At 59.9% G+C, this 22,450-nt stretch carries 22 protein-coding genes; 7 read left to right on the forward strand and 15 right to left on the reverse strand.

Annotated features, from left to right (window positions below):
* Nucleotides 1-8: 8 nt before the first annotated feature.
* The 7 genes from addA to regB all read right to left on the reverse strand — a co-directional run bounded on the left by addA (nucleotide 9) and on the right by regB (nucleotide 11,564).
* Nucleotides 9-3,386, reverse strand: coding sequence for a double-strand break repair helicase AddA (addA, locus tag GLP52_RS12265; protein WP_237272539.1), 3,378 nt, complete (start codon nucleotides 3,384-3,386; stop codon nucleotides 9-11).
* On the reverse strand, nucleotides 3,383-6,346 hold the full coding sequence (gene addB, locus GLP52_RS12270; protein WP_237272694.1) for a double-strand break repair protein AddB: 2,964 nt from the start codon (nucleotides 6,344-6,346) through the stop codon (nucleotides 3,383-3,385). The genes addA and addB overlap by 4 nt, the downstream gene beginning before the upstream one ends.
* A complete protein-coding gene (locus GLP52_RS12275; RefSeq protein ID WP_237272540.1) occupies nucleotides 6,339-7,031 on the reverse strand; it encodes a nucleotidyltransferase family protein in 693 nt (230 codons plus the stop codon). The genes addB and GLP52_RS12275 overlap by 8 nt, the downstream gene beginning before the upstream one ends.
* Nucleotides 7,007-8,020: an aminoglycoside phosphotransferase family protein gene (locus GLP52_RS12280; protein WP_237272541.1), complete on the reverse strand. Its 1,014-nt coding sequence runs from the start codon at nucleotides 8,018-8,020 to the stop codon at nucleotides 7,007-7,009. The genes GLP52_RS12275 and GLP52_RS12280 overlap by 25 nt, the downstream gene beginning before the upstream one ends.
* The gene (gene tsaE, locus GLP52_RS12285) at nucleotides 8,008-8,478 is read right to left on the reverse strand and encodes a tRNA (adenosine(37)-N6)-threonylcarbamoyltransferase complex ATPase subunit type 1 TsaE (protein WP_093732806.1); all 471 of its coding nucleotides are present in this window, start codon (nucleotides 8,476-8,478) and stop codon (nucleotides 8,008-8,010) included. Before tsaE ends, GLP52_RS12280 begins: the two co-directional genes overlap by 13 nt.
* Nucleotides 8,479-8,528: 50 nt before the next feature.
* The gene (locus tag GLP52_RS12290) at nucleotides 8,529-10,040 is read right to left on the reverse strand and encodes a PAS-domain containing protein (protein WP_237272542.1); all 1,512 of its coding nucleotides are present in this window, start codon (nucleotides 10,038-10,040) and stop codon (nucleotides 8,529-8,531) included.
* A gap of 123 nt (nucleotides 10,041-10,163) precedes the next feature.
* On the reverse strand, nucleotides 10,164-11,564 hold the full coding sequence (regB, locus tag GLP52_RS12295; RefSeq protein ID WP_237272543.1) for a sensor histidine kinase RegB: 1,401 nt from the start codon (nucleotides 11,562-11,564) through the stop codon (nucleotides 10,164-10,166).
* Nucleotides 11,565-11,663: 99 nt separating this feature from the next.
* On the opposite strand from regB, the gene GLP52_RS12300 reads away from it, so the two are divergent.
* Complete coding sequence (locus GLP52_RS12300; protein WP_208596034.1) at nucleotides 11,664-12,284, forward strand: SCO family protein; 621 nt, start codon at nucleotides 11,664-11,666, stop codon at nucleotides 12,282-12,284.
* A 75-nt stretch (nucleotides 12,285-12,359) separates the two neighbouring features.
* On the forward strand, nucleotides 12,360-12,914 hold the full coding sequence (locus GLP52_RS12305; protein ID WP_093732809.1) for an ActR/PrrA/RegA family redox response regulator transcription factor: 555 nt from the start codon (nucleotides 12,360-12,362) through the stop codon (nucleotides 12,912-12,914).
* 4 nt (nucleotides 12,915-12,918) lie between these two features.
* On the opposite strand, the gene GLP52_RS12310 is transcribed toward GLP52_RS12305, so the two are convergent.
* Together GLP52_RS12310 and GLP52_RS12315 are read right to left on the reverse strand one after the other, a co-directional pair.
* Complete coding sequence (locus GLP52_RS12310; protein WP_237272544.1) at nucleotides 12,919-13,404, reverse strand: GNAT family N-acetyltransferase; 486 nt, start codon at nucleotides 13,402-13,404, stop codon at nucleotides 12,919-12,921.
* Complete coding sequence (locus GLP52_RS12315; protein WP_093732811.1) at nucleotides 13,404-13,997, reverse strand: HD domain-containing protein; 594 nt, start codon at nucleotides 13,995-13,997, stop codon at nucleotides 13,404-13,406. The genes GLP52_RS12310 and GLP52_RS12315 overlap by 1 nt, the downstream gene beginning before the upstream one ends.
* Before the next feature lie 71 nt (nucleotides 13,998-14,068).
* Between GLP52_RS12315 and GLP52_RS12320 the strand changes: the two genes are divergently transcribed.
* Both GLP52_RS12320 and ahcY read left to right on the forward strand, forming a co-directional pair.
* Nucleotides 14,069-14,371 (forward strand): S-adenosyl-L-homocysteine hydrolase, encoded by a 303-nt coding sequence (locus GLP52_RS12320; RefSeq protein WP_167354523.1) that lies wholly within the window; start codon nucleotides 14,069-14,071, stop codon nucleotides 14,369-14,371.
* Between the two features lie 108 nt (nucleotides 14,372-14,479).
* Entirely contained in the window at nucleotides 14,480-15,868 is a 1,389-nt protein-coding gene (ahcY, locus tag GLP52_RS12325) for an adenosylhomocysteinase (RefSeq protein WP_237273556.1), read from the forward strand.
* Nucleotides 15,869-15,931: 63 nt separating this feature from the next.
* Here ahcY and GLP52_RS12330 read toward each other — a convergent pair whose 3' ends face one another.
* On the reverse strand, nucleotides 15,932-16,609 hold the full coding sequence (locus GLP52_RS12330) for a DUF1045 domain-containing protein (protein WP_093732813.1): 678 nt from the start codon (nucleotides 16,607-16,609) through the stop codon (nucleotides 15,932-15,934).
* 249 nt (nucleotides 16,610-16,858) lie between these two features.
* Here GLP52_RS12330 and GLP52_RS12335 point away from each other — a divergent pair, with 249 nt between their 5' ends.
* Nucleotides 16,859-17,200 (forward strand): DUF2853 family protein, encoded by a 342-nt coding sequence (locus GLP52_RS12335; RefSeq protein WP_093732814.1) that lies wholly within the window; start codon nucleotides 16,859-16,861, stop codon nucleotides 17,198-17,200.
* A gap of 75 nt (nucleotides 17,201-17,275) precedes the next feature.
* On the opposite strand, the gene GLP52_RS12340 is transcribed toward GLP52_RS12335, so the two are convergent.
* Genes GLP52_RS12340 through tsaD form a run of 4 tightly spaced genes read right to left on the reverse strand, consistent with a single transcriptional unit; the run spans nucleotide 17,276 to nucleotide 20,016 of the window.
* A complete protein-coding gene (locus GLP52_RS12340) occupies nucleotides 17,276-17,695 on the reverse strand; it encodes an EVE domain-containing protein (protein WP_093732815.1) in 420 nt (139 codons plus the stop codon).
* Nucleotides 17,695-17,967 carry a YciI family protein gene (locus GLP52_RS12345; protein WP_093732816.1) on the reverse strand — a complete coding sequence of 91 codons (273 nt, stop codon included), beginning with the start codon at nucleotides 17,965-17,967 and terminating at the stop codon, nucleotides 17,695-17,697. The genes GLP52_RS12340 and GLP52_RS12345 overlap by 1 nt, the downstream gene beginning before the upstream one ends.
* A gap of 1 nt (nucleotide 17,968) precedes the next feature.
* Nucleotides 17,969-18,922, reverse strand: a complete 954-nt coding sequence (locus GLP52_RS12350) for an NAD(P)H-dependent glycerol-3-phosphate dehydrogenase (protein ID WP_093732817.1) — start codon at nucleotides 18,920-18,922, stop codon at nucleotides 17,969-17,971.
* Nucleotides 18,919-20,016, reverse strand: a complete 1,098-nt coding sequence (tsaD, locus tag GLP52_RS12355) for a tRNA (adenosine(37)-N6)-threonylcarbamoyltransferase complex transferase subunit TsaD (protein ID WP_237272695.1) — start codon at nucleotides 20,014-20,016, stop codon at nucleotides 18,919-18,921. The genes GLP52_RS12350 and tsaD overlap by 4 nt, the downstream gene beginning before the upstream one ends.
* 68 nt (nucleotides 20,017-20,084) lie before the next feature.
* Between tsaD and GLP52_RS12360 the strand changes: the two genes are divergently transcribed.
* On the forward strand, nucleotides 20,085-20,789 hold the full coding sequence (locus GLP52_RS12360) for a uroporphyrinogen-III synthase (protein WP_237272545.1): 705 nt from the start codon (nucleotides 20,085-20,087) through the stop codon (nucleotides 20,787-20,789).
* On the opposite strand, the gene GLP52_RS12365 is transcribed toward GLP52_RS12360, so the two are convergent.
* Complete coding sequence (locus GLP52_RS12365; protein WP_237273557.1) at nucleotides 20,781-21,551, reverse strand: hypothetical protein; 771 nt, start codon at nucleotides 21,549-21,551, stop codon at nucleotides 20,781-20,783. The two genes, GLP52_RS12360 and GLP52_RS12365, sit on opposite strands and share 9 nt — an antisense overlap.
* Here GLP52_RS12365 and GLP52_RS12370 point away from each other — a divergent pair.
* Nucleotides 21,550-22,449 carry a COG4223 family protein gene (locus GLP52_RS12370; protein WP_237273558.1) on the forward strand — a complete coding sequence of 300 codons (900 nt, stop codon included), beginning with the start codon at nucleotides 21,550-21,552 and terminating at the stop codon, nucleotides 22,447-22,449. The genes GLP52_RS12365 and GLP52_RS12370 overlap by 2 nt on opposite strands.
* Nucleotide 22,450: the final 1 nt, after the last annotated feature.

A 22,450-nucleotide genomic window follows, 5' to 3' on the forward strand; every position in this document is an offset into this window, starting at 1 on the left:
GTGGGAACCTATGTAGCCCCATGCGTCCCGTCAAGATCGCGCACCCGCGATAGGGCGTTTGTGATCAGCGCATCGGGCAGTTCCATCAGCGCAGCAGTACGCGTCCACAAGATCGCAGTGCGAATACGGTGGTCGGGAAACACCTGCGCCAGTGCTGCGGCATAGGCCCCCATCTGGCGCAAAATCCCTTCGGGACAGCGATCGGGCGTGTCTGGCACCACGCGGTTGGTTTTGTAATCCACCAGCAACACATCCGTATCGGATACGAGCAGCCGGTCGATTGTGCCATGCAGGCGCGCGCTGCCCAACGGCGCAGTAATCGGGACCTCGGCCAATGCATCCTTGCCAAAGACATGCGCAATGGCGGGCGTATCGAGTACGGCAATCGCCTCTTTCAAGGCAGCCTGAGCTGTCACATCATCATACCCTTGGGCCAAGGTTTGTAGAACGCCGTTCCAGCGGTCGCTTTGCATCATCGGCAGTGTTTCCAGCATCTTATGGACCAGATTGCCGTATGACTTCGCCTCTGCCTCTGACTGACCATCGTCACCGGGCAGGGCCTTGGCACCGCCCAGATCAGAGGGGGCCAGCGTTTTGGAGCGTAGCGGAATATCGGTAAGGGGCGTGCTGAAAACAGGCTCTAAAACTGGCGTTGTATGGGTTTTAGGGGTGGTATCAACCACCGGCAGCGCATCCCAGTCGCCATGTTCAAAGCGCATTCCGCCCGAGCTGGCTACCGGTTTTGCACCGGCCTGACCCATGGCAGCGCCGACCATCTGATACCAGCTATTGCCATCTTTGGGCAGATCACCTGCTGCGGCGACGATCAGCCATTTTTCGGCGCGCGTCATCGCCACGTAAAGCAGCCGCAGCCGTTCCGCCATTTCGCGCGCTTTGCGGTCGTCCAGCGCACCGCGCATCGCGGCCGGCATGTCCCCTTCGGACAGTTTCCACACAGGCGTGTCGCCGATCTTGATGATCTCGTCGCGGATCACCAAAGGGCGCTTTCCGGTATCCGGCAGGATCACGATCGGTGCCTCAAGCCCCTTGGCCCCGTGCACGGTCATCACCCGCACCTGATCTGACGCGTTATCAATCTGGCGCTTGATCTCGAGGTCGTCTGTCTGCATCCACACCAGAAACCCCGTGAGACTGGCGATCGCGCCGCGTTCGTAGGATAGCGCCTGCGAGAGCATGGCGTTGATCCCGTCTTCCGCCTCTGATCCCAGCCGCGCCAGCAGCTTGCGGCGCCCGTCGTGGCGGGTGAGGATGCGTTCAATCAGGTCATAGGGTCGCAAGAAATCGACCTGCGCCCGCAAATCCCGCAAGATCGCGACGGTTTCGGGATATGCGTCGCTGCTGCGCAACGCCTGCCACAGGTGATCTTCCTTGCGGTAGTGGGACAGGGTGAACAACATCTGCTCTGTCCAGCCAAACAGAGGCGATTTCAGCGCCGTCGCCAGCGACAGGCTATCCTCGGGCGTGGCAAGAAATGACAGCAGCGCCGCCAGGTCCTTGACCGCCAGTTCGGCCCCGACCTTCAGCCGGTCGGCCCCCGCAATCGGGACACCGGCGGTTTTGCAGGCGCGAATGATCTCTGAAAACAGATCGCTGCGGCGTTGCACAAGGATCAGGAAATCGCCCGCACGGATGCGCCGTCGGGCAAAGACACCGGGGGTGTCGGTATCAACGGGAAGGTAATGGTCGCCCTCGGTCAGTTCCTTAATCTGCGACGCGACCTGGTCGGCCAGAACGACCGCATGGTGATGCGCAGATTTCTGATCCACCGGATCGGACCATTCACGGTCATCGGCCTCGTCTGTCTTCTCGACCACGGGCCATAGATCGACACGGCCGGGCAGGGCGGATTTGAACGCTTTATGCGCGGCGTTTGCCTGAAACCCTGCGTCGGTATGGGGGGCCAGCGTCGTATCTACCAGTTGCAGGATCGCCGAGGACGATCGGAACGAATACTCAAGGCTGCGCCGCTGGAAGGTCTGTCCGGCTTGGGTGATTTTTTGCTCGAACAGGTCCTGTTTGTGGTCGAATTCACGGGGGTCGGCGCCCTGAAAGGAATAGATCGACTGCTTTTTATCACCGACGACAAACAGCGTGCGGTCTTCTTCTTCGCGGGCACCGTCGCCGCTATAGAACTCATCGGCCAGCCGTTCGATGACATCCCATTGGCGCGGGCTGGTGTCCTGCGCTTCATCTACCAGAATATGATCAATGCCACCGTCGATCCGGTAAAGCACCCATGCCGCAACCGCCGGATTGGTCAGCAACGCCCGTGCCTTGAGGATAAGATCATCAAAATCCAGCCAGCCGCGTTTTTGTTTCTCGCGGGCATAAATCTCGAGAAACCGCTGCGCAAATTGGTGCAGCACATGAGTCTTCTGCGCAGCCCGCAGTGCCAGCCGCGCGTCCCGGGCATCTTCGACCCGTCGCATCAGATCATCGACCTGCGGCATCAGATCAAACAGCAGCTTTTGGGTCGGTTTGGTGGGCAGGCTGCCGACCTTGGCGGTAAAGGGTTCCTTGGCGCCCGCACCGGTCAGCATCACGTCTTCCAGAACGGGCAGGGCGGTGATGTCCATCGTCTGAATCGTGGCCAGCTTTTCCGCAGCCTTTCCGTCCAGCCCCCCCTTAGCCCGCATCGGCGGGATCATCTGTTCAAGGATCATCGCCTCTGACCCTAGAAACACCGAGGCCGTGATCTTGTCTTCAGTCAGATCGGCGGGTTGGTCGAACAGCGCCAGCACCTCTTCCCACGACAATACATCGGAAAAACCTTCACGTTGGCCGACGATACTGCGGGTGAGCTTGCTGAAATCCTCGCCCGTGTACATCCGTGCCAGCGTGGTGATCAGCCCAGCATCCTGCCCCTCTGCCATCGTGTCCACGATCTCGGCCCGCAACAGATCGGCGGCGCGGTCTTCGATCTCGGTGAACTGGGGGCTCACCCCTGCCTCTAGCGGAAAGCGCCGTAATAGAGACGCACAAAACGAGTGAATGGTCTGAATTTTCAGCCCGCCGGGGGTTTCGATCGCGCGGGCAAACAGCGTGCGGGCCATGCGCAGCTTTTCAGGGCTAAAACCGTCTTCGACGCCTAGCTCCGACAGCGAATGGCGCAGGTCAGCGTCGGTCAGCATGGCCCAAGCGCCCAACCGTTTGAATAGCCGGTTCTGCATCTCTGACGCGGCGGCCTTGGTATAGGTCAGACACAGGATATGCTGCGGCTCAACCCCGTTGAGCAACAGCCGCGCCACGCGGTCGGTCAGCACGCGGGTCTTACCCGACCCCGCATTCGCCCCCAACCACGTAGAGGCATCGGGCCGCGCCGCGTCGATCTGGGCGCGGGTGGCGTCGTCAAAGGGGGCGGTCATGTCAGATCCTCCGGCGTGGGTTCGGTCGTGGCATCCCATTCGCCAAACCGGGCCAACTGGTCATAATCGCCCGCAAAATCCGTGGTTTTAACCATCCGGCGCGCGGTAAACCCCTGTTCATCCGACAGATAGCTAGTGATCAGCGCGTGCAGCTTGGCCAGAACCTCTGCCGGTGGTTCGTCTTCCAGAGGCGCAGGACGTTCCACCGGTTTGCTCCCCAACCCGATATAGGCGGCTTGGGCGACGGGGGCAGGGCCGATCTCCTTGAAGCCGCCTTCTTCGACCATCGCGGCCTCTAGCAGCAATTGCTTATCAAAGGCCTTCTGTTCGGCCACACTGGGCGGCGTGCCGGTCTTGTAATCATAGATCAGAATGTCGCCATCTTCCGTCCGGTCGATCCGGTCGGCAAAGCCCGTAAGGGTAAAGCCCAGATCGGGGAAATCGTGACTGCCCTTCGCGGCTTTTTCAAACGCGGCAGGGGTGGAATAGCTTTGTCGCTGCGTCTCGTTTTCGATGAACCAATCGGCGATGCGTTCGATCTTGGTCAGCCACATGACACGGGCGGCGGGCCAAGGGGCTTCGGTCTCTAACACGGTTTTGGCAGTCTCTAACAGATGGCTTTTCGTCAAAAGCGCCGGGTCCGCTGTCACCGACTTAATGAACCGTTCCATGATCTCGTGCACAATGATGCCGCGCACAGGCGCATCGGGCGACTGCACCAGCGGGTTCAATGCACGCAGTTTCAGGCTGTGTTTGGCGTAGATCGCATAGGGGTCGCGGATCAGGCGTTTGATCTCTGTCACCGACAGCGCATGGGGGCGCGCGGCACGGGGCGGGCGCGGGGACGGGCGCGGCGCGGGGGCCACACGGGTCACGGTTTCCAGCGCGCGCGCCTGATCCAGCCAGTGATTGCCGCGTTTGATCATCGCTTTCCACGCCGCATCACCGCCCTGTGCGGGCAAGCCGTTCAGCAGGTTGCCCAATCGGTTGAGCCAACGCGAAGGCACGGTTTCCGCCTCGTCCGACCGGATCGCGCGGGTCAAACAGACCTCGGGCGCGGCGATGGATTGTTGATAGTCATGCGCAGACAGGCCGATCCGCCGTTCTGGCAGCAGCAATCCGGCTTTCAGGCGCATCTGGCGGTTCAGCCAAGGGTCCGGCGGCGGCGCTTCGGGCCAGACGCTGTCGTTGAGCCCGCCAAGGATCACCAGATCGGCGCCCTGCACGCGGGCCTCTAGTGTGCCCCAGATCATGACGTTTGGATGCGGCGCGTCGCGGTCGCGGATTTCGCCTTGTTGCAGAAGCGCACCGACCAGATCAGTGTAGTCCGACGCCGACATTTCGCCGCCATAGGGCGCATTTTCGGCAAGGTCGTTCATCACCTTTGCTGCCTCTTCGCCGGCGTGGTGCTGCCACAACCCGTTGGGCTGGCTTGGCGCGGCACCGTCGGCGATGGCATCGGCCAGCGCCATATGCAGGGCGACCCAATCTTCCAGCGGCCGGTCGCCTGTTAGTTCACAATCGGTCAGGTGAGTGCCGACCCAATCGGCCCAAACATCCATCTGCGCAGGGTCTTTCGACCGCGACACCGTCTTGCGCGCCAGTTTCAACACGCCTTCCGCATCCGGATAGGGCAGCCCGTCGCGGCGCAGTTGCAGTTCAAGCCGCTGGGTGTTGAGCTGGTGAATATTGCGATCCCCGCCACTATGGGTCAGCGGGTGCTTCAGCAGGGTTAACAACGCCTCTGAATCGAGCTTACGCAGGAACAGATCGCCCACGTGACGCAAGAACCGACCCGGAGGCGACAGGTGCAGCGGCAGGCCCGCGCTGTCGTCGGGCAGGATATTCCAGCGGTCCAACGCCGATGTCACCTGCCGCGACAGCATCCGGTCGGGGGTGATCAGCGCGGCGGTTTTACCGTCCTCGACCGCTTGTCGCAGACGCAGGGCAATGGCGAGCGCTTCGGCGCGCGGGGTGGGGGCTTGTATCAGGGTTAACCCTGCGGTGGCCTGATGCAAATCGGGCAGCTTCGGCCCTTCGGTCAGCCAGACGTGGGTCACTGGGGCAGGGCGCAACGACAGCGACACCAAAGCGTTCCGCGCGGCAGAGGGCGGCGGCGTGTCGGTCCAGGCCTCGATCTTGCTGCGCGACATTTCAAGCTGGCGCAGCAGGTCGCGGAAGCGGTATTGCGGGTGATCCTGCGCGATCTTTTCCTGATCCTCGCCCAGATCGGTCCAGACCGCCTGTGGCATGTCGAAACAGAAACCCGGCAGCACCAACGCACCCTGGGGCAGCTTTGCCACCGCCTCCAATAACAGGGCCGAGGTCCCCCGCGATCCGGTAGAGCCGGCGACAATTACCGGATGCTGGGGCGGGTTTTCTTGCCAGTCCGCAATCAGTCTTAACGCGACTTGCCTTTGGCGTGCGCGCGGATCAGGACGGGTAACGCTTTCGCCCAGATAGTGGTGCGCAATGGCGAGAAATTGTTTCGCGCGTTCCCAATGACCAGACTGGTCGCTGACATCCAACTCGGTCACGGCCTCGACCGGCACGCCTTCGCCCTGCATTTCATCGATCAACTGCGCCAAACTGTCCGAGAGGTCATAAAGCGACGCTCGCGGGGCCAGCTCGGGTGCTTGATCCAGTAGTTTCGACACCAGCGTAATCAGCTCTAACCGGCGGCGTAGAGCCGGACCGGGCCGCGGCAGATCAACGCCGGTCCCCAACGTGTCGAGGTTGTCGATCAGGTGGATGCGCGGCAGCAGGCTGGGTGGTCCGGCGTCAAAGATATCGCGCAAACGGCGTTGCATCCGACGGGTGTTCACCACCAGATCGATCCGCCCGATGGCATGGGCCGGCTGCCCTTCCAGCCGTGACAGCAACCCGCGCACCAGTTCCTTGGGAAAGTCGACGCCGGGGGCCAGCCCGAAAACACGCGGTTCGTCCTGCGGTTCAAACATCGGCGGCATCCAACATGTCTTCGGCAAGGGTGATCCCGCCGGGATGGCCAACATCGCACCAGCGCCCGGGGTATGCCAACCCGTACATGCGCCCACAGTTCAGCATCACGTCCCACAGTAGGTTGAGCGAGAAGGCACGCTCTGAAATCGTCTCTAACAAGTCGGTTTTGATGATCTGCACCCCGCCATAGACGACACCCGGCCCGCGTTTCAGCTGACCGTCGGCATCCATCGTAAAGTCGCCGTCACCGGCGTGACCCACAGCTTGCGCCACGGGCACACCCATCAGCAGTGCGTCCATCTTGGCAGGGTTCCATGCATTCGCCAGCAGGGACAGGGGGTTGGGGCCGGCCCAGATCGCATCGGTGTTCATGGTAAAGACGGGCCCGTTGCCCAGCAGTGGCAGCGCATTGCGCAGCCCGCCGCCGGTTTCCAGAATATCGGGCTGTTCCACAATCGTCTGCACGTCGCGCCCCGCCAGATGATCCAGCATTGCCTGAGGCTTATAATGCAAGTTTACGACAATGCGTTCCGGCGCGATATCGCGGGCCAGATCTAATGCATGGTCGATCAGGGGGCGCCCCGCGACGGGGATCATCGGCTTGGGCTGGTCTTTGGTCAGATGCTGCATCCGCGTACCAAATCCGGCGGCAAACATCATTACGGCTTTGGGGGCGTTGCGCATCTGGCTTTTAAATCCTCTAGAAAATCGGGGGACGGCACGGGAAGCGCGGCATGCAGCACCTTGGCCAGCGGTTCAAGCGCCGGATTATCAAGGTTGCGCTGCACATAGCCCCAAACACGAGGGATAAAGTCGACATAATGCGCCTTGCCATCGCGCAGGCATAGCCGTGCAAATATTCCCAGAATCCGCAGGTTTCGTTGCAGCCCGAGCAGCGCATAGGCGCTGCGGAAGGCGGCGTCGTTTTGCCCGCTGTACTGGATATAATGCGCGATCATTGCCGCTTCGATCTGCGGGGCCACATCGCGCCGCGCGTCTTGCAGGATCGACACCAGATCATAGGCGGGATGGCCTTGCAGTGCGTCTTGAAAATCCAGCAGCCCGACGCGGGCAGAACCGGAACGTTCGGGAAGCCACAATAGGTTTTCAGCGTGGTAGTCGCGTAAGATGTTGACGCGGGGAGTATTGTCGAGCGCGCGGGCCAGCGGGGTGAACAGGGCGTTAAACTCTGCCGCGGCACGGCTGTCGGGGGCATACCAGTCAAACACCATCTGCGCCGCCTCTGTCAGCCAGTCCGCATCGCAAAGCGGCAGATCGGGCGGCGGTGCTTTGTGCAGGTGCAGCAGGCAATCTGTCGCAGCAATATACAGCGTATGTGTCATCGCGGGCGTCTGGATCATCAACCGTGCGAACAGGTCATCGCCCAGATCCTCGATCAGCAGCAAACCGTTATCGATATCTTCGGCATATACCTCGGGCGCGCTGGCACCTTGTGTGCGCAGCCAGTTGGCAATGCGGATAAACGGGCGCACGTCTTCGCCTTTTTCGGCGGGGGCGTCCATCAGCACAGCGGTGCTGCCGTCGGTCTTTGTCAAACGGTCATACCGGCGGTTCGACGCGTCGCCGGCGAGCAGATCACGCCGCGCCTGCGCCCATCCAGCATCGGCAAGGAAGCTCTGGATCGTGGTCTTACGGTCGTTCATTTGCGCCATGCCCCCAGCTTTTCGGGCCATTTATCGTCGTTCCACGTGGCAGACAGCCGCCGCGTGTCGTCGCCGGTGACCGTCAATGTCAGATCAAGCGCGTCTTCGGGGCGCAGATCGCCCAGCCTGTCGGGCCATTCCACAAGGCAGATGGCATCGCTGAACGCATCGGTCAGCCCCAGCTCTTCGATCTCGTAGACAGAGGTCAGCCGATACAGATCCGCATGCCAGATCGCGGCATCTCGGGTGTCATAGGTCTGCACGAGCGTGAACGTGGGCGAGGGAACGTCTTCGGGCACGTCGAGCAAGGACTGGATCAATGCGCGGGCGAAATGCGTTTTGCCGGCGCCGACGTCGCCGGTCAATAAAACAACGTCGCCCGCTGTCAGCACGCGCCCTAATGTCACGGCCAAGCGGGCGGTTTGGTCTGCGTCCTGCAGCGTAAGATCAAATGCGTGTGATGCCATGCGCCAAGGTTACTTGGCTGCGGTGGTGCGCCGCAAGGCGAAAGCGGGGATCAGGTATCTTGTGGCGCTTTCGCGCGGTCGAAATATTCGATTTCTGCGGGATGTTTTCTCGGTTGGTGAAAACGGATCAGCGTGGCTCCGTCGAGGATCGGTGAGAACAGACAGGTCAGCTCGGTCCCATCGACGAGATACAGCGGCATGCTCCAATTCAGGCGATCGTCCCTGTTTTCCACAAAGCCCTGTATCTGCTCCCACGGCAGGTTGGGCGCGGACCGCCGTTTCCAGACCTGAATTGCATCATGGATGGTGATATCGGCAAAGGCCGCATCCGGTTCGACCTTCCAGAGCTCTTGGTAGGCTCTGTTCGAGAACGTCAAAACCCCCGAGGATGAGAATACGCCGATGGCGTCATCCAATGTATCCAGCATGGCTTGGCCCTGTTCCAGTTCGGCCCTGAAGCTGCGGGTCTGGGTGACCTGCGCGCTGATGTCTTCGATCAGAAAGGCCGTGGCACCGTCGGGATGGGGACGGCCTTTGACGCGAAACGTCTGACCGGACTCCAGCGACCAGATTTCTTCGTAGCGGCCATCATGCGCGGCGCTTATCAATTCCGATACGGTATTGCGCCATGAGGCATAATTTTTGGGTTCGGGAATTTTGCGTGTTTCGCGCAGTTTGTCAAAAAAGGTCTGGATTTCGGGGCGGGCACTCAGGAACTGCGCCCCAAGGCCGGTGAGGTCGATGAGGGCTGGATTGAATAGGACAAGCTGGTTCTTGCGATCAAATATAGCGAGCCCGATCGACAGTTGGGCAAAGGTCTTGGTCAAGGTCTGGACAAAGTTACGCTGTGCTTCCTCGGCGCGGATCAGGGGTGTGATGCAAATCGCTTGGTAACAATTGGTGGTGCGTGACTGGCTATGGGTCACGGCATACCAGTTTTTCGCGCCGGTTGTCTGATCGCGCAGCGCAAGGCGGTGTGTCGTATTGCTGAAGTCCGCAGGAAACAGCGCCCTGCTTTCGATAGCCAGCGTCGGGTGGGAGACGTTAAAAAGCTTGTGGTAGGCATCATTGTACCACAGCAGTCGGTGGTGTTGATCCGTGTGCCAAAGCGGCACAGAAACATCAGAGCGCACCCGCGACAGCGTGACCTCTGCCTCTGACCGCAGGTCAACGCCGACGTCTTTGGGATCTAGCACAACGACCCGACACAGGTGTTTGTCCCAGTTGATACGCAGCATTGTCTGGATTTTGGGATCAGTCGCCGCGACAATCATTTGGCCTTCGCCGGTGGAAGGGGGCTTGTCCGGGAATAGCCCGAAACGCGGCAAGATATTGTGATATAAATCGGGCCATTCATGGTGCCCTGCTTCCAGCGGGCAGAACTGTTGCGCCGCGCTAGAGGCATGCTGCAACACGCCGTGGTCGAACAGGTATGACAGCTCGGGTTCGCCCTGCAGGACGGGCTTATCCTTGCGTTCAGGGCTATTGAGCCACAGATAGGCGACATAGCCACTGGGTAGGATGGCCATTATCACAAGCGCGATGTCAAATGTGGAAGCCACGGCGAGACTCATTTCCTTAGGGTTCTGCTAAGTTAAGCGCCAAAAGAGTTAATGGTTTATTAACCGATCCAGAGATCGGCGGGTTTTGTCCCAGAGCGCGCTGACACTCTATTCGTGAAAGATTTACCATGAAAATTGTGTATTTTCCCCCGTCGCGCGCGGCGTGTCACCGCGGTCGGCATCGATCTTCGCCCGCGGCCAGGTCACTTTGACCACAGCCCCAACAGGCGTCTCGGTGCGCGGTGCGGTTTCGGGCCCATTGGCAAAGCGCAGCTCCGCACCGGATCGTTCCAGCAGGGTTTTTGCGATGAACAGCCCCAGCCCCATACCTTCATATTCGGGCCGCTGCGCAGCCTTTGGGTCAGACCGCCGCCGACGCATGAACGGGTCTCCGATACGGCCAAGGATATCTGGCGGGAAACCGGCACCATCGTCAAATATACGAACCGAGATCACGGTATCGGTCCAGTTGGCTTCGACCCAGACTGTCGTTGCGGCAAAATCGACTGCGTTCTGCATCAGGTTACGCAGCCCGTGAATAACCTCGGGCCGGCGCAGGATCGCGGGCTGGTCGGAGACATCACCCGCATCAGGGCCAAGGGTAAAGGTAAAGGTTTTGCCACGCATACGGTGCGGTTCGGCGGCTTCTTCCAGAACAGTCATCAACGGGGCTTGTCGCAGGTGCAGATCGTCTTTGCCTGCACGCCCCATATTACGCAAAATATCGCGGCACCGGTCCGCTTGATCGCGGATCAAGGCCGCGTCTTCTGCCAGTTCAGGCTGGTCTTGCAGTTCGTTCCAAAGCTCGCCACTGGCAAGCTTGATCGTGGCAAGGGGCGTCCCCAGTTCATGTGCAGCGGCAGCCACCACGCCGCCAAGGTCGGTCAACTTTTGTTCCCGCGCCAGCGCCATTTGCGTCGCGGCCAAGGCGTCGGCCATCGAATGGATTTCCGTCGTAACGCGGCGCGAATAGGCGGTAGAGAACAAAATCGCGATTACCAGTGCAATCCAGATGCCAAAGATAAAGATGCTTGGCAGTTCCAGCCGCCCGCCGTTAGCTGTAATCAGTGGCAGGTGGAAAAGTGCCAGCAGTGTCGCCAGCACAATCGCCGTACCGCATAGCACAATGGTCGACCGCAGGCTTAGCGCCGTGGCAGAGATGGTCACAGGCCCCAGCAGCAGCAGCGAAAACGGATTATGCAGCCCGCCGGTCAGGAACAGCAAAAACGCCAGCTGCACCAGATCGAACAGCACCATCAGCAGGTTTTCGTATTCAGACAGACGTTTGTTTTCGGGAAAGACAAGAATGGCGATCAGGTTCCCGAGGACCGACACACCGATGGCCAAATAACACAGCCCCAGTTCCAACTGCAGGCCAAAGATGCGTTGCGCCACAGTGATCGCCGTCAGCTGTCCCGCAATCGCCACCCACCGCAGCACAATCATGGTGCGTAGCCTGATCCAGTTGGCGCGGGCACCCTTGCCCAAGCCTCTCCCCACGGGAATGTCAGCGGCCTGCGTCATCGGCGCACCTTTTCAAAATGTAGATTACGTTGATAGAGGGAAAGCGTAGGTCTGTGTCCGACCGGGATCAAGAGCGCCTAACCGCGCAGGAGAATGAATATGAGAAGAGTAATGGCAATTGGTGCGGTGCTGGTCGTTCTGGCCTTTTTGGCGGTGTCCTTGATGCTCGTCTACCGGTCCGATGGCGACAGCGACAAATACGCGCAGTGCAAAAACTCTGCCGTGGCCGGTGGTGCCGAATTGGGCGGCCCGTTCGAGCTGGTGAATGCGCAAGGCCAGACCGTGACGGACGCGGATGTGATCACCGAACCCAGCCTCGTTTACTTTGGTTATACCTTCTGCCCTGATGTTTGCCCGCTGGACGTAGACCGGAACGCCCGCGCCGTCGATGAACTGGAAGCGCGCGGTATTTCTGCAACGCCGGTGTTCATCTCGGTCGATCCCGCCCGAGATACCCCTGAAGTTGTTGGGGATTTCGCCGCCAACATGCACCCCAAGATGATCGGCCTGACCGGATCGCCCGCACAGGTCAAAGCGGCAAGCGATGCCTACCGCACCTATTACAAGGCGCATGAGGATGAAGGGGAAGACTACCTCGTGGATCATTCGACCTTTAGCTATCTGGTGATGCCCGAAGACGGTTTCGTCGACTTCTTTCGCCGCGATGTCCCGCCAGAGCAGTTGGCCGACAAGGTCGCGTGCTTTGTGGACAACCAGTAGAAAATTTGACCTCCCTATGCTCGCGCCACATATCTGGATAAAGTCGGGTACAACATTCAACCAGCGGAGCATGATATGGTTCAGGAAAATACGCTCGACCTAGGCGAGGATCGGTCCCTCCTTCTGGTGGACGACGACGAACCATTTCTGCGCCGTCTGGCCAAAGCGATGGAAAAACGGGGTTTCGAGGTAGAGACCGCGGGCTCTGTCGCCGCTGGCGTTGCGATCGCGACTGCACGGCCCACGGCCTATGCGGTGGTTGATCTGCGGTTGCAGGACGGTAACGGGTTGGATGTGGTCGAGGTGTTGCGCGACAAGCGCCCCGATGCGCGGGTTGTGGTGCTGACGGGATACGGGGCCATCGCCACCGCCGTCGCCGCAGTCAAAATCGGCGCGACGGATTATCTGTCAAAACCCGCTGACGCCAATGACATCGTGAACGCGCTGTTGGCCACGGGCGATGACTTGCCGCCGCCACCGGAAAACCCCATGAGCGCGGATCGTGTGCGGTGGGAACATATCCAGCGTGTCTACGAGCTTTGCGATAGAAACGTATCCGAAACCGCGCGGCGGCTGAATATGCACCGCCGGACCTTGCAGCGCATTCTGGCAAAACGGTCACCGCAATAGGGCGCTAGACGTCGTACCGTTTGCTGATCTTGTCCACGACCTGACCCGAGGCAAGCGTGACACCTTGGTCAAAGTGCCAATCGCGAAACCCGCGGCTTTGGTAATAGGTCAGCCCGCCGTCGTTGTCAGCGCGGATCGTGGCGTTGATCCAGACATAGCCCAGCCGTTCCGCCGCCTGTGCCGTGGCATTAAACAGCGCGGACCCGACGCCAAGACCTGTGCGACCGACCTGCACAAAGCTCGCGATATCGCAGGCCTCGGGCGGCAGGTTAGGGTGTGGGCTGATCCATTGAAAACCGACGACGTTCTCTTGGTCATCCAGCGCCACATGCCATGCGCTTTGGTCGGCATTGGTGGCCATCCATTCGGTCAGATCCTTACCGGTGACCGGGCGCGTCATCGCGGTGGTGCCGCCAATGGTGACAATCTCGTTTAACAGCTGCGCCATGCTGGACGCATCCAGCGCGATAGAGGGGCGGACCTTGACCATTACAGCGCGCCCAGCAAATCCAGATGCCGCGCGGTGAAGTCATTGCGCGTTTCCACCGGCGGGCGCAGCACGATGGACAGCCCCTCCATCACCTCGGGCTTGGGCCGGCCAAAGAACTTGGACGCCTCTGCCTCCGAGAAACCGGCGATCTGCGTCGCCTCCATCCAAGCGCTGACCTTATCGGCACGTTTGATCTGCTGCTTGACCGATTTGGGCAGCGCTGCGGGCAGACCAAAGCGGATGTGGATCGCGGACATCAACCGGTCATCCAGTGCGCCATATTCCGGCCCGACTGCAGCTTTCACCGGAGAGATCATATCCCCGATCACATATTCCGGCGCATCATGCAGCAAGGCGGCCAATCGCCATTTCGCCGGAGCCTTGGGGTTCATCCGCCCGTAAAGGGTTTCGACCAGCAGGGCATGTTCAGCCACGGAATAGGCGAAATCCCCCCGCGTCTGACCATTCCAACGCGCCACAAAGGCCAGCCCATGGGCGATATCCTCGATCTCTATATCGACCGGCGTCGGGTCCAGCAGATCAAGCCTGCGACCGGATAACATGCGTTGCCATGCACGCGATTGCTGCGCCATTGTGTTATTCTGCCTTTTTTCACGTGGAACATTTGCGGGTTCATCGTGTTCTTCCCACGAAGGAGACGATCATGAAACCTGTAATTTCCGCTCTCACACTTGCCCTTGGCCTCGGGGCTGTTGCCGCGCCGGCCTTGGCCAGCGACGTCTGTATGCCCGCGCAAGAGCTCAAGGCGTCATTGGTGGACTGGTACGGCGAAACACCGGTCGAAGGACAGGATGACAGCGCCGTTCAAATCTGGGCGTCGGACAATACTGGTACATGGTCTGCCGTGAAAACCCTGTCGAACGGGATGGCGTGCGTGACGGCGCAGGGTCAAAACTGGATGGCGGGCATGAAGACCGATCAAATGGTCGTCGCCTCGGCAGAGTAACCGTTTCGTGTGACGGCGAACCACCACCGTTGAGATCACTCCCCCAAAGTGCTACGGCCCTTTTCAAATATAGAAACATTGCCGATCTTTTGAAAAGGGATGCCCCCGATGGCCAACGATTACATCGTTAAAGACATAAGCCTTGCTGCCTTTGGCCGCAAAGAGCTTGATATTGCGGAAACCGAAATGCCCGGCCTGATGGCGCTGCGTGCCGAATATGGCGAAAGCAAACCGCTGTCCGGTTCACGCATCGTGGGCTCGCTGCACATGACGATCCAGACCGCCGTGCTAATCGAAACGCTTGTCGTGCTTGGTGCGGATGTGCGCTGGGCGTCCTGCAATATTCTCTCTACCCAAGACCACGCCGCTGCGGCCATCGCTGAAAGCGGCACGCCCGTGTTCGCGATCAAGGGCCAGTCGCTGGAAGAGCACTGGGACTATCTGGATAAATCCTTCCAGTTCCCCGAAGGCCCGAACCTGATCCTCGACGATGGTGGCGACGCGACGCTTTACATCCTGTTGGGTGCCCGCGCAGAAGCTGGCGAAGACGTGATCTCTGTCCCGACATCGGAAGAAGAAATCGCGATTAAGGCACAGATCAAAAAGCGGATGGCGCAATCCCCCGGCTGGTTCACCAAGATGCGCGACCAGATCAAGGGAGTCTCCGAGGAAACCACCACAGGCGTGCACCGTCTGTACGATCTGGTGAAGCAAGGCCAGCTGCCCTTCCCTGCGATCAACGTGAATGACAGCGTCACCAAGTCGAAGTTCGACAACAAATACGGCTGCCGTGAATCGCTGGTCGATGGCATCCGCCGTGCCACCGACGTGATGATGGCCGGCAAGGTTGCCGTTGTTTGCGGCTATGGCGACGTTGGCAAAGGCTCTGCCGCATCGCTGGCCGGTGCCGGTGCCCGCGTAAAAGTGACCGAAGCCGACCCGATTTGCGCGCTGCAAGCCGCGATGGATGGGTTCGAAGTCGTCCTGCTGGAAGACGTGCTCGACACCGCCGATATCTTCATCACCACCACCGGCAACAAAGACGTGATCCGCATCGAGCATATGCGCGAGATGAAGGACATGGCGATCGTTGGCAACATCGGCCACTTTGATAACGAAATCCAGGTCGCCGCGCTGAAGAACCACAAGTGGACGAACATCAAAGAACAGGTCGACATGATCGAGATGCCTTCGGGCAACCGTCTGATCCTGCTGTCCGAAGGCCGTCTGCTGAACCTTGGCAACGCGACCGGTCACCCGTCTTTTGTCATGTCGGCTTCCTTCACCAACCAAGTGTTGGCGCAGATCGAACTGTGGGAAAACACCGGCAAATACGAAAATCAGGTCTACATCCTGCCCAAGCATCTGGACGAGAAAGTCGCACGCCTGCACTTGGACCGTATTGGTGTGAAGCTAACCCAATTGACCAGCGAACAAGCCGCCTATATCGGCGTAACACCCGAAGGCCCGTTCAAGCCGGAACACTACCGCTACTAAACCAGCGTATTGCATTCGATGAAACGCCGTCTGAATATTTGTTCAGGCGGCGTTTTTCATTTGTCATCCCCCAAGGGTAAAGCGTTCAATTTTGTGGAAACGCCCATCGGCATCTTCGCCACATAGGGTCAGGCTGTCGATGATAAAGGGGGCGGGAATATCTGTCCCTAAATAGCGCTGCAGAGCCGTTTTGACGGGCGTTAACTGGTCGGACGCAAGCGGGCCCGTAAGGGTGATGTGAAACCGGAAATACTCCATAATATGCGGGTATCCGTAGTTTTTAAGGTAAATCCGCTGCTGATCGGTGAGGTGGGGCGCATTCTTGCGGGTAAACTCTGCCTCGGACAAAGGCGCACGGAACGCATCCAGCACGACATTGGTCGTGGCCGCAAGACTGCCAAGCGCGGTGGTATCCCCCTGCGGCACCAGCGCCAGAAACCGCCCGATCTGCGACAACGCTAACCCGTCAAGCTGCACCGGTGCCTGACCTTTGCAGAAGGTCGCAACGCCCGCGATGAGCTGCGCTTCGGTCGACGCTTTTGTCAGCTCAAACGGGGCTTTGACCGTCCCGTGCAGCCCGTATTTTCGTGGCCGGTCGGTCAATTTGGCAATGTCCATATTTTCAACGGCGGGATGTGCGACCGGTATCCCCGCCTGCAGGTCCCAGCCCAACCACGCAGCACCCCGCTGGGCAAAATCCCCCGTGCGCGGCGTATAATAGATGGCATATCGCTTAAACATTCTCGGTCCCTCCGCTCGCTTAGCCTATGCGTCTAACAGCGCAGTATGACACCTTAAAGTGAGGGGCGGTCCGATTTTTTGGCAACTTTTTGAAGGTTCCTGAACAGCTAAATGACGGGGGCACAGGTTGCGCCGGAAACGGCGCAGGACCAGTGTTGCGGGAAAAATTTCTTTCGAACGCGCCAAAACCGCTCTAGGCTTTGACCCAAGGCCGGAGCTACCGGTCACATCAACGGTTGGAGACACCCTATGGGCAAGAGAGACGAATGGATCGAAAAATACGCTGACGATCTGAAAACGAAATGCGGCATGACACCAGACATGGACCTGCTGACAAAAGTGACCATCGGCTGCGGTCCGTCGATCTATAACGCCGACGCCCAAACCATCGCCGCGTCACAAGAAAGCGAGCTTGAATTGGTAAAAGCCAACTTTCTGATGAAAAAGCTCGGCCTCTCTGACAGCCCTGACCTGATGGACGGTATTCACAAAGCCGTGGAAACCTACGGAAAGTCCGAGCGAAACAAATACCGCGCCGTGGTCTATTATATGCTGACCAAACACTTTGGCAAAGAATCCGTTTACGGGTAAATTCTAGTGCATTGAATATGAGACGCCCGCTTTGCCAAGCGGGCGTTTTTCCGTATCGAAATCTCTTGATAGGGTCTAACTTTGGGTGTTCCCCATCGCGCAGATCGCGGTCCATTGTTCCGGCGTGACAGGTTGCACTGACAGGCGCGGGCTTTTGACCAAGGGCATATCGTCGAACCGGCCATCGGCCTTGATATCGTCCAGTGTCACAGGTGCCTCGAACGGGCGCAGGGCTTTGATATCAACACATTCCCACCGCGCATCCTCGGTCGAACTGTCCTGATGCGCTGCGGCACAGACTTCGACGATGCCGACAATCGCGCGTTCCCCTTGCGAATGGTAAAAGAACCCCAGATCGCCGACTGCCATCTCGCGCATAAAGTTGCGCGCCTGATAGTTGCGCACGCCGTCCCATTCCTCGCCTGCCGCGCCTTTGGCGACCTGATCCTTCCAGCCCCAGGTCGAGGGTTCGGATTTGAACAGCCAGTAGGCCATTAGCCGATCACCCGGTTCCACGGGATCAGCTGCACATCGGCGAACAGTCCTGCTTTGGCATATGGATCATTGTCGGCCCATTCCTGTGCTGCGGCTTTATCTGCCACATCCAGAATGACCAAAGACCCGATCATATCACCGGCATCATCCAGCAGCGGGCCGGCTTGGGCAACGACGCCAGTTGATTTCAGATAGTCGACATGGGCGGGGCGGTTTTCCTGACGCACTGAAAGCGCGCCAGCTTTGTCTTTGGCAATAAGGGCAACCAACATGTTATTCTTCCTTTAAGGGGCGGGTCAAAAGCGCTTTCATCGCGCTTGCCACATCTAAGCGGTTCTCGACCAGACCTGCAACGGCGGCGGTGATAGGCAGGTCCAGCCCGTTGTCTTGCGCCAGCGTATCCACGGCGCGCGCGGTGGCGGCCCCTTCGACGGTGGTGGCGCTGTCAAAGGGTTCCCCCCGGCCCAATGCAAGCCCCAAACGGTAGTTCCGCGACTGGGTCGATGTACAGGTCAGTGTCAGATCGCCAAAGCCGGAAAGCCCCGCCAGTGTCACGGGATCGGCATGGTGATGCGCGGCAAGCCGCTGCATCTCGGCAAAGCCGCGGGTCATCACGGCGGCGCGGGCGCTTTCGCCCAGACCGGCCCCGATTGCGGCACCGCAGGCGATCGCCACGACGTTCTTGAGCGCCCCGCCCAGTTCGGCACCCACAGTGTCAGAGGTGCGATAAAGGCGCAGGTTTGCCGTTGTTAGGCTCTGTTGTAGAGCAGCACAGGTAGGCTTGTCGGCACAGGCAATCGTCAACGCCGTGGGTAACCCCCGTGCGATATCGGCGGCAAAGCTGGGTCCGGTGAGGATCGCAGCCGTGGCATTCGGCAGCACCTCGCGGATCACGGCGACAGGGCCTAGACCGGTGTTCAGCTCGATCCCCTTGCAGCAGGCGACGATGGTCTTGCCATCCAGCGCTGTGGCGTTCTCGGTCAGGAAACCACGCAGCTTTTGCATCGGCACCGCCGCCAGCAAGGTCTGGGCCTTGGCGGCTTCTGCCAGATCCTCGGTGACGAACAATCCCTTTGGCAGGGGGCAACCGGGCAGGCGGGCGGTGTTTTCACGGCTTTGCCCCATGCCGTGCGCATCCCGTGCCCACAGCGTGACCGCGCCCTTTCCAGCCAAAGAAATCGCCAACGCGGTGCCAAAGGCGCCAGCGCCGAGAACAGCAATGCTCATGCTTTCGCTCCTTTTTTGCCGCTGCCCAACATGGCGGGCTGCCTTGTGTCCAGCGGCCAGCGCGGTCGGGCCGACAGGGTCAGATCATCGGGGCCGCGGAGATGGCTTTGTTCAATCGCGGCAAAGGCGATCATCGCGGCATTATCGGTACACAGCGACAGCGGCGGCGCGATAAAGGCACAGTCTACTTCACGCGCAACAGTCTCTAATCCGTGGCCTATTGCCTTGTTCGCAGCGACCCCACCCGCGACACAAAGACTGCGCACAGCAGGCGCATGGTCCAGATATTTCCGCAAGGCGCGGCGGGTCTTTTCGGCCAGCACATCGGTGACGGCAGCCTGGAAACCGGCAGCCAGATCGGCCTGATCCTGAACGCTCAACCCGCCTTTTTCGTCAATCACCTTGTCCCGCGTGCGCAGCACCGCCGTTTTCAGCCCCGAGAATGACATATCGCAATCCGGCCGATCCAATAGGGGGCGCGGTAGGGCAAAGCGTTTGGGGTCCCCCGCCTTGGCCGCCTGTTCAATCGCAGGCCCGCCCGGTTGCGGCAGCGATATCAGGCGTGCAACCTTGTCAAAAGCCTCGCCCGGCGCGTCATCGATGGTGCCCCCCAGTCGTTCAAACCGGTCCGGCCCATGCACCAGCAGAAACTGGCAATGCCCGCCCGACACCAGCAGCATCAAATAGGGATAGGGCACATCATTGGTCAGCCGTGGCGTCAGCGCGTGGCCGGCCAGATGGTTCACCCCGTACAGCGGCTTGCCCGTCGCCGCCGACAGCCCCTTGGCGCACATCACCCCCGACAGAACGCCGCCAATCAGGCCCGGTCCCGCAGTCACGGCAAAACCGTCAACATCTGCCAAAGACAGCTCGGCCTCGGCCAGCGCTTTTTCGACGCAGAGGTCCAGTTTTTCAGCATGGGCACGTGCTGCGATTTCAGGGACGACACCGCCAAAAGAGGCATGCAATTCGGTTTGCCCCACAACGACGGAGGACAGCACTTGGGCGCGCTGACCCGGCATCTGGCGTACCAGCGCGGCGGCGGTATCGTCGCAGCTGCTTTCCAATCCAAGAAGTAACATGGCTGTTTCCATTGCAAGGGTGACAGGGGGCAAGTAACACCTCGGGGCATGTGGAACAATCCTTGGGGCCATACCGAAAGATGACAAAACCAGCGTTGATCCTGACCCGCCCTCGCTTGGCCTGCACTCGCTTTGCGCAAAGCCTGTCGCCCAAGCTGCTGTCCCGGGTGACGCTGGTGATCAGTCCTTTGCTCCAGATCGAACCGGTTGATACGCCTGTTGACCTTGACGGGGTCGGTGGGGTGATTTTCACCTCGGCCAATGGTGTGATGCATGGGCCTGATGGGGACGGGGTCACGGCCTATTGTGTGGGCGAGATCACGGCAGAGGCCGCCATAGCACGCGGATGGCGGGTGCAATTTCATGCCCCGGATGCAGCGCGGTTGGTGCCTATGTTGGTTCAGCATGGCCCAGCGACGCCTCTGCTGCATTTGCGCGGTACCCGTCAACGCGGCGATGTTGCCGATAAGCTCACGCAGTCCGGTCTGCTGACGCATGTTGTGGTGCTGTATGATCAAAAGGCGCTGCCGCTGACCGACGCCGCCCAAGCTGCACTGGTGAGCGGGGCTCCGGCCATCGTGCCCCTATTTTCCCCACGCACCGCCGCCCAATTTGCCGATCAGGTACCCGATATGGCGAATGCGATCATCATAGCCCTCAGCGATGCAGTGGCCGAGGCGTTGGGGTCCAAGGAGGTTCGACAATTGTTGGTCGCAGCTGAACCAACTACCACGTCGCTGCGTTTTACGCTTGAAACTGCGGTGGATTGGAACAGGTTAGCTTGAAGGTCGGCCTATATGCCGTCTAAGGTTCAGGAATACGTCTGATATCAGGTCAGAATCGGAAAGGTTTTTAAGCGTGGCGAAAGCGAAAACACCAAATTCAGGTGACGACACCCCGAAGACATCTTCGACATCGCGGGCGTCTGCTGCCGCCGCTAAGCCGAAGACGACTGCCAAAAAAACCGGATCACCCGCCGCAGCGAAGACGACGGCATCCACGTCGACATCTTCGACAGCCAAACCCAAGCCCGCGGTCAAACCATCGCCGGCCAGCGCGGCGACGCCTGATAAAACGACGCCTGGTAAAACGACGCCTGGTAAAACGGCGACAGCTAATACGGCGACAGCTAATACGGCTAAGGACACATCGACGGGCAAGGCGGCGGGCGTGACAGCGATGCCTGACGACAAACCGTCGACCTCTGCAAAAACAACATCCACTAAAGATGTAACCACAACCATCCCCGCGATAACAAAAGCGAGCGACACACCCGCCAAGGCGTCCTCGGCCACCGCTGCAGCGTCCAGTTCTACAAGCTCTACCAAATCCGAAACGACGCCCAGCGATACAAAACCCGATCTGAAAGACGTGAAGCCGGACACAGCAGCAACCAAACCCGCGACACCCGCGTCAAAGCCCGAGAGTGCAAAACCTACACCCCCCTCCAGCGCTGCGACGGTGAAACCTGCTGAAACGACCAAGACGCCGCCGCCCGTGTCGCCCAAGGCTGAGCCTGAAAAGCGTGGCAGTGTCTTTTGGCCCATGCTCTTTGGCGGGATCATCGCCGGCGGGATCGGCTTTGCCGTGGCGGAATATGATGTACTGGAACAGGCTGGTTTGCGGCCCGCAGATACCACGCAATCTACCCTGACAGAGACGCTCGCCACGCAAGAGGCCCGGATCAAGGCGCTGGAAGAAGCCCGCCCCGCCCCTGCGCCTGCCGATGACGCCGCGCTGCAAGAGGTTCAAGCGCAGGTCGCTGAACTGGCAACACGTGTTGAAGCGCTTGGCAATCGTCCTGCGGCAGAGGCACCGGCCCCCGTCGATACTTCGGGCTTTGAACAGGAACTGGCCGCGCTGAAATCCTCGGTCGAGACACAGCGCGACGAAATCGAACGCTTGCTGGACAACGCACTTAGTGTGGAAGAAGCGACCGCGCAGGCCGCACAGGCTGCGACGTTGCAGTCTGCTTTGGGACGGATCGTATCGGCTGTTACCACAGGCCAACCGTTTGAAGCCGAGATCGCAGCGCTTCAGGAGAATGGCATTCAGGACATTCCCGCCGCGCTTGCAGACAACGCCGCGACAGGTGTTGTCACGGGTGCCAACCTACAAGACCGCTTTCCTGATGTGGCCCGCGCGACGCTTGCAGCGGCACGTGCCGCGACCCCAGAGGCAGACGGCGGCGGTATTGGTGGCTTCTTTAAACAACAGTTGGGCGCGCGGTCGGTAGCACCCCGTGACGGGGACGACGCTGATGCCATTCTGTCCCGTACCGAAGCTGCCATTCGCGACGGTCGCCTAGACGAGGCGCTGGCCGAGGTGAAAGCCCTGCCGCCAGAGGCCCAGGACCCCATGTCCGATTGGCTTGCCGATGCGCAAGCGCGCCACGATGCCCAAGACGCCGTACAGACATTGACACAACGCCTGACGGCGAACTGAG

This window comes from Sulfitobacter sp. M22 (assembly GCF_021736025.1).
Taxonomy (GTDB): Bacteria; Pseudomonadota; Alphaproteobacteria; order Rhodobacterales; family Rhodobacteraceae; genus Sulfitobacter; species Sulfitobacter litoralis.

What these genes read in the sequence shown, in the direction of transcription:
- GLP52_RS12365 (WP_237273557.1), bottom strand. Translation starts at nt 21,551, where the DNA reads ATGGGCCAAAAGACACTGCCACGCTTTTCAGGCTCAGCCTTGGGCGAC.
- GLP52_RS12305 (WP_093732809.1), top strand. Translation starts at nt 12,360, where the DNA reads ATGGTTCAGGAAAATACGCTCGACCTAGGCGAGGATCGGTCCCTCCTT.
- GLP52_RS12340 (WP_093732815.1), bottom strand. Translation starts at nt 17,695, where the DNA reads ATGGCCTACTGGCTGTTCAAATCCGAACCCTCGACCTGGGGCTGGAAG.
- GLP52_RS12350 (WP_093732817.1), bottom strand. Translation starts at nt 18,922, where the DNA reads ATGAGCATTGCTGTTCTCGGCGCTGGCGCCTTTGGCACCGCGTTGGCG.
- addA (WP_237272539.1), bottom strand. Translation starts at nt 3,386, where the DNA reads ATGACCGCCCCCTTTGACGACGCCACCCGCGCCCAGATCGACGCGGCG.
- GLP52_RS12310 (WP_237272544.1), bottom strand. Translation starts at nt 13,404, where the DNA reads ATGGTCAAGGTCCGCCCCTCTATCGCGCTGGATGCGTCCAGCATGGCG.
- GLP52_RS12275 (WP_237272540.1), bottom strand. Translation starts at nt 7,031, where the DNA reads ATGCGCAACGCCCCCAAAGCCGTAATGATGTTTGCCGCCGGATTTGGT.
- regB (WP_237272543.1), bottom strand. Translation starts at nt 11,564, where the DNA reads ATGACGCAGGCCGCTGACATTCCCGTGGGGAGAGGCTTGGGCAAGGGT.
- tsaD (WP_237272695.1), bottom strand. Translation starts at nt 20,016, where the DNA reads ATGGAAACAGCCATGTTACTTCTTGGATTGGAAAGCAGCTGCGACGAT.
- GLP52_RS12315 (WP_093732811.1), bottom strand. Translation starts at nt 13,997, where the DNA reads ATGGCGCAGCAATCGCGTGCATGGCAACGCATGTTATCCGGTCGCAGG.
- addB (WP_237272694.1), bottom strand. Translation starts at nt 6,346, where the DNA reads ATGTTTGAACCGCAGGACGAACCGCGTGTTTTCGGGCTGGCCCCCGGC.
- GLP52_RS12300 (WP_208596034.1), top strand. Translation starts at nt 11,664, where the DNA reads ATGAGAAGAGTAATGGCAATTGGTGCGGTGCTGGTCGTTCTGGCCTTT.
- GLP52_RS12280 (WP_237272541.1), bottom strand. Translation starts at nt 8,020, where the DNA reads ATGGCGCAAATGAACGACCGTAAGACCACGATCCAGAGCTTCCTTGCC.
- GLP52_RS12330 (WP_093732813.1), bottom strand. Translation starts at nt 16,609, where the DNA reads ATGTTTAAGCGATATGCCATCTATTATACGCCGCGCACGGGGGATTTT.
- ahcY (WP_237273556.1), top strand. Translation starts at nt 14,480, where the DNA reads ATGGCCAACGATTACATCGTTAAAGACATAAGCCTTGCTGCCTTTGGC.
- GLP52_RS12360 (WP_237272545.1), top strand. Translation starts at nt 20,085, where the DNA reads ATGACAAAACCAGCGTTGATCCTGACCCGCCCTCGCTTGGCCTGCACT.
- GLP52_RS12370 (WP_237273558.1), top strand. Translation starts at nt 21,550, where the DNA reads ATGCTCTTTGGCGGGATCATCGCCGGCGGGATCGGCTTTGCCGTGGCG.
- GLP52_RS12335 (WP_093732814.1), top strand. Translation starts at nt 16,859, where the DNA reads ATGGGCAAGAGAGACGAATGGATCGAAAAATACGCTGACGATCTGAAA.
- tsaE (WP_093732806.1), bottom strand. Translation starts at nt 8,478, where the DNA reads ATGGCATCACACGCATTTGATCTTACGCTGCAGGACGCAGACCAAACC.
- GLP52_RS12320 (WP_167354523.1), top strand. Translation starts at nt 14,069, where the DNA reads ATGAAACCTGTAATTTCCGCTCTCACACTTGCCCTTGGCCTCGGGGCT.
- GLP52_RS12345 (WP_093732816.1), bottom strand. Translation starts at nt 17,967, where the DNA reads ATGTTGGTTGCCCTTATTGCCAAAGACAAAGCTGGCGCGCTTTCAGTG.